General features: G+C 63.5%; 7 protein-coding genes and 1 pseudogene. 4 read left to right on the top strand and 4 right to left on the bottom strand.

Annotated features, from left to right (window positions below; all coding sequences use genetic code 11):
• Positions 1 to 75: 75 nt before the first annotated feature.
• Complete coding sequence (locus AC5JJ1_RS04980; protein ID WP_495784013.1) at positions 76 to 1,422, bottom strand: IS5 family transposase; 1,347 nt, start codon at positions 1,420 to 1,422, stop codon at positions 76 to 78.
• A 284-nt stretch (positions 1,423 to 1,706) separates the two neighbouring features.
• Between AC5JJ1_RS04980 and AC5JJ1_RS04975 the strand changes: the two are divergent.
• Positions 1,707 to 2,826: pseudogene (locus tag AC5JJ1_RS04975) on the top strand (IS3 family transposase).
• Positions 2,827 to 2,909: 83 nt separating this feature from the next.
• Here AC5JJ1_RS04975 and AC5JJ1_RS04970 read toward each other — a convergent pair.
• From AC5JJ1_RS04970 to AC5JJ1_RS04960, 3 genes are all read right to left on the bottom strand, one after another.
• On the bottom strand, positions 2,910 to 3,032 hold the full coding sequence (locus AC5JJ1_RS04970) for a hypothetical protein (protein ID WP_495784012.1): 123 nt from the start codon (positions 3,030 to 3,032) through the stop codon (positions 2,910 to 2,912).
• 18 nt (positions 3,033 to 3,050) lie between these two features.
• Positions 3,051 to 4,277: an OmpA family protein gene (locus AC5JJ1_RS04965; RefSeq protein ID WP_495784011.1), complete on the bottom strand. Its 1,227-nt coding sequence runs from the start codon at positions 4,275 to 4,277 to the stop codon at positions 3,051 to 3,053.
• A gap of 2,349 nt (positions 4,278 to 6,626) precedes the next feature.
• Entirely contained in the window at positions 6,627 to 7,343 is a 717-nt protein-coding gene (locus AC5JJ1_RS04960; protein WP_495784010.1) for an IS6 family transposase, read from the bottom strand.
• A 53-nt stretch (positions 7,344 to 7,396) separates the two neighbouring features.
• Here AC5JJ1_RS04960 and AC5JJ1_RS04955 point away from each other — a divergent pair, with 53 nt between their 5' ends.
• From AC5JJ1_RS04955 to AC5JJ1_RS04945, 3 genes are all read left to right on the top strand, one after another.
• On the top strand, positions 7,397 to 7,957 hold the full coding sequence (locus AC5JJ1_RS04955) for a transposase (RefSeq protein WP_495784009.1): 561 nt from the start codon (positions 7,397 to 7,399) through the stop codon (positions 7,955 to 7,957).
• Positions 7,958 to 8,038: 81 nt separating this feature from the next.
• Entirely contained in the window at positions 8,039 to 8,191 is a 153-nt protein-coding gene (locus tag AC5JJ1_RS04950; RefSeq protein ID WP_495784008.1) for a hypothetical protein, read from the top strand.
• Positions 8,192 to 8,442: 251 nt separating this feature from the next.
• Complete coding sequence (locus tag AC5JJ1_RS04945) at positions 8,443 to 9,516, top strand: IS110 family transposase (RefSeq protein WP_495784007.1); 1,074 nt, start codon at positions 8,443 to 8,445, stop codon at positions 9,514 to 9,516.
• Positions 9,517 to 9,980: the final 464 nt, after the last annotated feature.

Raw genomic sequence — 9,980 nt, 5'->3', positions numbered from 1 at the left:
CACGGATCCCGAGGCGCTGCGCCGCACCTTCGACGGCGTCGAGGCCGGCTACGTGGTCGGCCCTGAATAACCCCGTCAGGCTGCGCGGGCTGTAACTGGGTGACGTCCTGCTTGAGCGATTGTCTGGATAAGACTGGCGAGGAGAGCGGCCAGAAGGGCTCTGAGGTAGGCGAGGATCTTGCGGATGTTGTGGCCGCAGCCGCAGAGGACGGCAAAGAGGGCATCGCCGAGGGTGCCCTTGAGGGCACAGCGGGCGAGACGGCCATCGATCTTCATGTGGACGATCTCGGGCTCGATGGCGCTGCGGCGCCGGAGCAGTCTTGTCAGCCTCGGTGTCAGGTTACGCCGTGTGCCGCTGATGAGGACCTTGGTGCCGTGGGCGCCATGGCCGCGGTAGCCGCGGTCGGCCACGGCGAGGCTGGGACGCTGGTTGGTCAGGGTCTCGACCTGCTGGAGGGCGTCGGCGAGGGTATGGCCGTCGTAGGGGTTGCCGGGCATGGAGCGCTTGCCCACGACAAAGCCCCCGGTGAGCGTGGTGGCGATGCCCACCTTGCAGCCGAACTCGTAGCGCACGCGCGCCTTGCCCTTGGAGATGCAGTCCACTTCGGGCTCATGCAGGGCATAGATCTTGCCGGGGCTTTTCGGCGCTTGCCGCAGCAGGCGAGTGACGAGGGCCATGCGTTGCTCGATCCGCGTCCGCAGCCCGCCTTCGGGGACGGCGCCGAGCTTGCGGCCGACGTCGCGCAGGACGCGCCCGGTGTAGCCTTTGAGCGTGCGCAGCGCCTTGCGCATGCGCCGGAACTGCCGGGCATGGGCGTGACGCCCAGCCTGAGCTGCCAGGCGTAGGGCCAGGCGGCTGTAGTTCTGCCGCAAGGTGATCCCGGCCTTGTAGGCCAGCGCCACGAGGGAGCGGCGCGCCTTCTCGTAGAGGCGGCTGTCGGTCGGATGCGCAATGGCCTTCTCCATCACCGTCGTGTCCACCGCGACCTCGGCCAAGCTGCGTTCTGACACGGCACCCGCGGCCCGTCCTGCCTCGATCGTCTTGGTCAGCAGCCACTCCACGCCTTCCTCACCGATGCGGCCGCGCCAGCGGCTGAGAGAGGAGGGGTGAATGGGCGGGCGATGCTGAAAGAAGATCTCGCCAGTGAAGTGCTGGAAGTACGGGTTCTCCACCCAGCGGGCGAGGACGGCCTCGTCGGAAAGGGAGTAGGCGTGCTGCAAGTACATCAGCCCGGCCACGAGGCGCGGATGGATGGCCGGCCGCCCCTCACCAGCCGGGAAGAAGCCGGCCCATTCCCGCTCGAACCAGGACCAGTCGATCAGCGCCGCCAGCCGGACCAGCTCGTGCCGCCCATCGATCATGTCGAGCAGTCGAGGACGCAGCAGGTCGTCCTGCTCAGCCGGGCGGGAACGGTGCTTCATGGGCGACAGAATCGCAGGCTTTGCCGCCCATTCCAACCAAACCCTGCGATTCCAGCACCCCAGATCCCGAGCTTTCCTGCCTCAGATCAACAACTTGCTGGTTGTTCAAGGTCGACTACGTGATGAGTCCGCCGGCCCCGGCGCATCCCGATCTGACCTGCCCCCGTAGAAGCGGTCCGCCGGTAATGTAGTCCGGCGGCAGCGTGAGGTGACACGGCGAAAGTGGTCCGGCCTTGGTGTTAATGTTTCGGCGGATTTCCTCATGACGGATGTGGAGATTGGCCATGAAGCGGCGGTTCTCGGTGGAGCAGATCGTGGCGGTGCTGAAGCAGGCCGAGTTGGGCCTGCCGGTGGCTGAGCTGACGCGTAAGCTCGGCATATTGGAACAAACCTTCTATCGCTGGAAAAAGCAGTACGCCGGGCTGGAGACGGACCAGGTCCGTGAGTTCAAGCAGCTGACCGAGGAGAATGCCCGGCTCAAGCGGCTGGTGGCCGAGCTCAGCCTCGACAAGGCCGTGCTGCAGGATGTCCTGTCAAAAAAGTTTCCCGGCCAGCGCTCATGAAGGAGGTTGTGGCCTATGTGGCGCGGAGCCACGGCACCAGCGAGCGCCGGGCCTGTTCTCTGACGCGCCAGCATCGATCGACCCAGCGCAAGCCGAGCACCAGGGACCCACGCCTCGAGATCCGCCAGCGCATGCATGAGATCGCGCAGACGCGGATCCGCTATGGCTACCGGCGGGTCCACATCATGCTCAGGCGTGACGGCTGGACCGTGGGGCGCAACCTGGCTTGGCGGCTGTACCGCGAAGAAGGTTTTGTCCTGCGCAGCAAGCGGCCGAGGCGGCGCAAAATGGTGGTGCACCGCGAGGCGCGCTACGTGCCCAAGCATCCCAACGAGGCCTGGAGCCTCGACTTCGTCCACGACGAGCTCAGCCAGGGCACGAAGTTCCGGGCGCTGACCGTGGTCGACATCTGGAGCCGGGAGGGCTTGGCGATCGAGGTTGGCCAGCGGCTCAAGGGCGAGCACGTGATCGAGGTGCTGAACCGCCTCGTGCAGCAGCGGGGGGCGCCGAAGTACCTGTTTGCCGACAACGCCGCGAGTTCACCGGCCAGCTGGTGGACCTCTGGGCCTACCACCACGGGGTGCAGATCGACCTGTCGCGGCCCGGCAAGCCGACCGACAACGCCCACATCGAGACCTTCAACGGCTCGCTGCGGGACGAGTGCCTGAACCTGCACTGGTTCGAGACGCTGGCCGAGGCCCGTGCCATCGTCGAGGCCTGGCGCCGGGACTACAATGAGAGCCGGCCTCACATGGCTCTCGGGCAGAAGACACCGCAGGAATACCTATTGCAAAGAAGCCTTTGCGGGTCGACGAAGGGTTCGACGACCGGCGAAGGCTAACGCTGAACCTGGACCACCAAACCCAAGCGCCTCAATCCGCCGAAACACTAGCACCAAGGCCGGACCACTTTCGCCGTGTCACCTCAGTCGCCGAACGCTTCAAGGCCCGACGCAAGCTCGCTCGCGGCAAGCCGGAAGGCCGCGCGGGTCCAGCTGACATCGCCCGCGCCCGTGACATCGTCGAAGCCGCCAAGGACGTCTCGCAACCAGACAGTTAGGACGATTTACGTCAAATCTATGCAACGCTGGGGTGCAAACTCAACTCGCCGATCAAGTGCGTCGCGCATGTCATCTGTGCCCAGCCCAACTATTGGCTCCCGTGAGCCGCGCCCAACCGCTTGGCTACGCCCTCGCAGCGATGGTTTATTGGTTGCCAGTCGGACCCGCACTGTTTGCGCACGAGCTAACGACAGCCGGTCGTTAAGCAGGTCTGAACCTGTGATGCTGGTGTGACCGATAACCTGTAGGCACATATCGCGCTCAACCACGCGATCGGCGATCTGTCGCAGCCACATAGGATACGGGGCGCTGATCTCAGGATTGCGCGTAAACTCAGAAGTACCTGGGCGGAACAGTAGTTTCACCGCGAGCCGGTTGCGCGCCAAACCATAGTTCACCATTTCGTTAAAAGCTGTCTCAGCCTCCTGTCGACGGCCTAGCGCCCAGTTCGCCAGATAGAGGCCGTTCAGCACCCGCGCCTGTTGACCCCCCGGCTCGTTCTTTGCTTGCCGGTAGAGGGTAAGGGCCTGATCAAACTGGTTTCGCTCATAGGCATCAATCGCGCCAGCAACGGCGGCCTGCGCCCGCAGCCCACGTAAATAGGCGGGGTCCATGGGCGTGCCTGGCTGGCCAGCACAAGTGCGCAGATAGGCTGCCATGGCCTCGTCGTCGAGCCAGACCGGGCTTTCGCTTGAGAAGCGAACAGGCGCCGGATCAACCGTTTCGGCCCGTACCCAAGCAGTAGGGTGCGACAGAATTGTACCTGTTTGGAGATTGCCCAGTACCGCCCAGATACGATAGGTGCTGCTTGGCCCAGACGTGTTCGTGAGACTGCCTGGTGCAGTCACCATCGTGATTGAACCAAGGAGAATGAGAGGCTTCTCGTCGAGCACGGTAACATTGAAGGGCTTTAATTCGAAAGCTGGATAGCGTTCGCGTACCAAGTTTTCAATGCTGGCAACCATTGATCGGGTTGCACTGGTTTCCATGCCGCTGGCGCGATCGATCAATGGATCGATGACAAGCGGCCTTCGACCGCCGCCAGATGGCGGTGGCAGATCCTTGGCACCCGCAAGGGTCGCCTCGGCTAAGCGCACCACGGCCTCCTCCAACGGAAGCGCGTCCCGCGGCGGCGCAATGGCAGCGGCATTGAACGTCTGTCGGTCAGAGGTTACTGGCGCAGCGCAGGCGTTCAGCAGCGCAAGCGTTGTGCAGCCGAGGACTAGCAGCAAATATCTGGCCGGCGCGAACCGGTCAGGACCGCGGTGCGCAAGCGGATCGCAGGAGCAGGAGGTCATTGTGAGTGGGCCTTTCTCCGAGCTGCAGCCTAGACAGCAAGGGTGTGCACTGTGAGTTGGCAGGCTGCCGTTGCACAGTGGTTCCCTCGCTACCGGTTCGCTTTACCGCCACTGGCGCTCTTGCCGCCGACTGTGGGGGTAATTGAGGCGGGGCTAATTGGCCGCGTCGCAACAGGTTTGTCAGCAGGTCAGGAGGCATATTGCGTGAAGACGAAGCTGGCGGCGTGCTGTGCAGCGGTGGCGACGCCGTGGCTGCCAATGATTGGGGCGGTTGCTGTGTAACTGGAGCAGCCGAAAGGGCCCGCTCTGGCAGGGGCTGGTCATCAGGGTTCACCGTGGTAGGCGCTGCGCTCTGATGCACTGTTTGACTGTGGTGTGGTTCGGGCGGCGGCGAAGCGGGATCGGGCGGCGTTATCGCAATGGGTGGTTGCGAAGGCCTCTCGACACCGCCGATGTCAGACTGGGCAGCTGGAGTGCTGGCCTCCGGCTGGGCTTCATCGGGTGAACTGAACGTTGATAACCCCGCCGGTGACAGAGAGCCGAAGGGAATCGCTGCCACAGCCAACTGTGATGACCGCTCCCCACTGCTAATGTTAGGCGGAGCAGCCGAAGTGTTGACCCTAGCGTTAGTACGGTCCGCCGACGGGACAGTCTCAGAGGGCAGCGTGGAAGGGGGAGCGACTTCCAAGTGGTGACCGGAGCGCTCTCCTAGCCGCATCTCGGGTTCTATCCTGCCCTCCTCGCCTGCCGCAAAGGGGGGTGTTGGCAGGGGGTGTGATGCCTCCGTACGTGTTCCCAACAAGCCATCGGGCAACGAAGTCACCGGCGGAACGGCCATGGCCACGGTGGAAGGCGCGACTAATGGCGGATGCAAGGTTGGGTGGTGAACATCGGGCAGCATGCGGGAACCGGGAGACACTGCAGCCTGGGACGAATGAGTTGGCGTTTCCGTTGATTGGCCGTCAGCGTTGTCTGCCTCCGGCTTGTGACCCGGTTCCACGCCGTCCGCGACACGCCGTTCGGGATGGTCATGGGTAGGCGCAAGCGGATTAGGTCTCCAAGCAACCTCGCCTGTGCCCTGGCCACCCAAGCCCCGGCCAGGATTGCTGGGCGCAATCGACATACCCTCCACTACAACCGGTGCGGTCGATGAAGCCCCGGTTCCATCACCAGCCATTCGGCTGAGCGGATTGCTACCGTCAAACTGATGCATGATAGCCCAGGCAAGACCACCGCACACGATCAAGACAGCGGTCGAGCCAACAAGCAATGCGTCTCGAAAGCGTATCTGTTTCGGAGTAGTACTGAGATCGCCCTTGGCCGCAGGCTCTTTTGATTGAGTTGCTGTCTCAGCCTGACCGCTGGCGTTCGGCGACACAGCCTCGCCCTTGAAAAGCGGTGATGCCCTAAAAGTAGATTGATGAAGCGGGGCAACGATGGAAGTCATGTTGCCGTTGCTCGGACGATCAGTCAGCGGCGCTTGCGATGCGGGATACTGCAAGGTAACGGCTTCGACAGGCCCGTCAGAGACGTGGCACGCAGTGTCTCGGGAGTCAGGCTGAGCCCCTGGCACCACGGCAAAAGCCTCAATCACAACTCGAAGCCACTCCGCCGGGTCAGCGACTTTGAGCGGCGGCTCAAGATCAAAGGCTGCTTCAAGGACTTCCGCGAGCGGCAGATCAGGCGGCGGGAGGGTACGGTATACAATCGGAGGTAAGCTGCCAAACTTCTCTTCGAATCCAACGGACAGTAAGACCTGCTTGGCATTCAGCACAGCGGCTAGATTGATGTCGCGCCCGATCAAAGCGATGCCGCGATCGGCGCGACACAAGCCCCCTTGCGGTCCACTTCCTGTCTGCATCACAACCGGCAGTATTGTCCACTCGGTGCTGAAGGAAATAACCGCCTGATGAAACTTCTGGGTGAATTCCGGGTCACTAACTAACTTTGAAGAGGATGCGACACCAGCCATTGGTGGAGATACTTTCTGCCAATAGAGCGAGATTAATCAGTTTTTTGCGGATATTCTACAAAAATAGTCCTTCTGCCCTGCCGTGTTACACGGATCGACGATACGAGCGCACTGAGCCCAACCTGTGTTTCGGGTCATACGATGCGGACGTAGTTCGGACGTCCGAGATGCAGCATTTGGTTCAGCATGCCGGTCGCGATAGCGATCTCGCCGACCAGATGCCCGTTCGTTTGCAAACCTGGCCCGGCACCGTCAATTTATCGACGCTTCGGCCGCCGCGCTGGCATGCCAAAGGCGACACGCAGCAGAATTCAAGCAGCGACGGCAACCCCGCTGGTATCCGACCACACCTCGAACGCCCGCGCCCTTGCGACACGATACTGGATGGCGGTGACGTGGTCGCGGCGGAGATGGAAAAGGTTGGCATTCTGGCTGTGAGCGGAGAGGAAGCGCTGTGCCTGCCGAGGCGACTTGAAGCGCTTCGTCTGCCGTTCTCGTCGTCGGGTCGGCTGGTGTGAATTCTCCGCCCGGTTGTTCAGGCCTTTGTGCTGGCGGTGCTCGACCCCGGGCATCACCTCCCGCTTGGCCGCCCCATAGCTCGGGAGCTTGTCGGTGATCATGACGCGGGGCGCCCGGCACTGCCGCTTCAACAACTTCCGCAGCAGGCGCTTTGCCGCCCGCTTATCGCGTCGGCTCTGCACCAGCATGTCGAGCACCATCCCGGTCTGGTCCACGGCACGCCAGAGCCAGTGCCGTATCCCTGCAATCCTGATTGAGACCTCGTCGAGGTGCCACTTGTCTCCGGCGCGGGGCAGCCGCTGCCGGATCCGGTTGGCGAACTCCTGGCCGAACTTGAGCGCCCACTGCCGCACTGTCTCGTGGCTGACGACGATACCGCGCGCCGCCAGCATCTCCTCGACCATGCGCAAGCTGAGTGGGAAGCGAAAGTATAGCCACATCGCCTGGCTAATGACCTCCGCCGGGAAGCGATAGCCGGCATAGGGCGACTTGCTGGCTGGCAGGCTCATTCCGGCCGTCTACCTGACCGCTCCCGACCAGCCAAGCTCGGGTCAACCTGACGGTGCCAGGCGAAGTACTCGAACCTGGCGATCGCAACTGCCCTGACGCTGCGTGCCGTGTTCCGCCTTGCGCTGCGCCAGACGAGGGCCTGATCGGCTCCATTCTGCAGCTGCTCGGCCTCCACCTCGCGGTGCCGGACCATTCGACCCTGAGCCGTCGGGCCGAGACGCTGGAGGTGCCGCGACCGAAGGCGGGCCGCGAGCCGGTGCACCTGCTGGTGGACAGCACTGGCCTTCGGCTGTGTGGTCCCGGCGGATGGCTGGAAGAGAAGCATGGTAGCAAGCGGCGCCGGGGCTGGAAGATGCTCCACCTCGTCACAGACGCTGACACCGGCCAGATCGTCGCCTCGGTCCTGACGAGCAGGGATGCCGACGATGGCTCCCAGGTCGGCCCCTTGCTCGATCGGGTAGATGGTTCCGTGGTGTCCTTTACCGGCGATGGTGCCTACGACTGGGACGATGTTTACGCTGAGGTCGCAGCGCGTCATCCAGATGCCGACGTCATCGTGCCACCACGCGAGAACGCGGTGTCAAGCAGCACTGCTGCAACCGCATCGACATAGCGAGATCTGCATCTGCGATGTATTACCGAGCGCGGTCGCATGGGCTGGCAGCGAGCGTCGGGGTACAACTGGCGTGCTCTGGTGGAGGCCGATGTCTCGCGATGGAAGCGCGTCATCGGTGATGGTCTGCGCTCGCAGACGGATCGGCGCCAAGCGACCGAAGTGGCCATCGCCACCAACGTCTTGAACCGGATGCTGGATCTCGGACGGCCGGAGTACATCCGGATCGCATGAACCCACATCCGGCAGGGATCAATGCGTCCGTACCGCCGACCGCTGCAACTGTGAGTATACCGGTGCGGTCTGGAGCGTCTGACCCTCGATGCAACTGACCTCGTGTCATGACTTTGGTGTGTCGACCCTCCAGGCTGCACCTGTCTGTCGGGCAGATCGTGACGTCATAGGAGCTTGAGGGTCACCTCCCATCACAGTTCTGTCCGCCCGCTCGATAGCCAGGCCCCTCGTTTGGTTCGGAGCGTCACACCATGAGCGAGACCGCGTCCAGTACCGACATCATCATCGGCGTCGATACCCATAAGCTCACCCATGCCGCCGTGGCGGTCAGCGCACTCGGCGCCCGGCTCGGCAGCCTGACCATTTCGGCCAACCGCCGAGGCTACCAGGCCTTACAGGCTTGGGCTGGGTCCCTGGGGGTCGTCCGCGCCTTCGGCATCGCAGGCACCGGCTCCTACGGCGCTGGCCTGTCCCGCTTCCTGGGCAAGCACGATCATCCCGTGTTCGAGGTCAACCGCCCCAATCGCCAACTGCGGCAGCAAAAGGGTAAAGACGATGCGCTTGACGCCGAGAGCGCCGCCCGCAGCGTCCTGGCTGGCCAGGCCACGGCATTGCCGAAGTCCGGCACGAGCGCGGTCGAGATGATCCGCCATCTCAAGGTGGCCCGCGACACCGCGGTCACAGCCCGAAGCCAGGCCATGCAGACGCTCAAAGCCATGATCGTCAGCGCACCTTCGGCGCTGCGCGAACAGCTCGACCACCTCAGCGGCAAGATGACGCTCCTCCGCCACCTGGCCGCCCTGCGCCCAGGCCCGCTCACCTCGACGACAGCCTCGGCCAAAACCGGCCTGCGAGCGATTGCCCGGCGCTGGTTGGCCCTCGCCGCCGAAGTCAAAGATCATGACGTGCATCTCAAGCTGCTGACCCAGCAGCTCGCCCCCGACCTGGTCCAGGCGCACGCTATGGGCGCGGGTACCGCCGCCGAAATGCTGCTGCTGGTCGGCGACAACCGCGAGCGCATCCACTCTGAGGCGGCCTTGGCCAAGCTATGTGGCGTCTGCCCGGTCCCGGCCCCCAGCGGCAACACCAGCCGGCACCGGCTCAACCGCGGCGGCCACCGCCAAGCCACCGCCGCCCTCTACCGCGTGGTCATCGTCCGCATGCGCGCTCACCAGCCCACCCTCGACTACGTCGGGCGGCGCACCGCCAAGGAAAAGACTAAGCTCGAGATCATCCGCTGCCTCAAGCGCTTCGTGGCCCGCGAGATCTTTGGCTATCTCCGTCGCCCGGCAAACGCTCAACGCTCAGCACCAGCAATGCCTTGACCATTATAGGAGCATCACAGTGCCATGCCGGCCGTTCCTTGGCCCGGCCAAGCACAATCTGGTCGAAGAGGCTGACGGTGGCCATGGTTTCGAAGTCGATGCAGTCGTCGGTCGTGGTTTCGTTCGTCGCATGGTCTAGCACTTGCCGCAGCACCTCGACCTCGCCTGGGCGGGGGTGTACGAACGGCATGGTCCGCTGCTGGTCCCAGCGGCATGCGGCCGCGTATGGTCAAGGATTAGCGCTACCGCTCGGCCTAAACCTTCGGTGCGGTTTGTCCCGCGCGCGACATCAGGGCCACGCTCGCGCTAACCAACGTCTCGGTCATGGTGATGACCCTGCTACTTGAGGAGGTCGCCTCACAACTTCCTTCCGGCAGGAATGCGGCCATGTTGATCGACACCGCGGGTTAGCTTGAGTTTGCACATGCTGTGACGATCTCGTCATGATGCATGGATCCAGAAAA

The organism is Belnapia sp., assembly GCF_059504005.1.
This window is presented reverse-complemented; position numbering and strand designations above follow the sequence as displayed.

Coding starts and splice junctions, on each gene's coding strand:
- AC5JJ1_RS04980 (WP_495784013.1), bottom strand. CDS start 1,422: ATGAAGCACCGTTCCCGCCCGGCTGAGCAGGACGACCTGCTGCGTCCT.
- AC5JJ1_RS04960 (WP_495784010.1), bottom strand. CDS start 7,343: ATGAGCCTGCCAGCCAGCAAGTCGCCCTATGCCGGCTATCGCTTCCCG.
- AC5JJ1_RS04945 (WP_495784007.1), top strand. CDS start 8,443: ATGAGCGAGACCGCGTCCAGTACCGACATCATCATCGGCGTCGATACC.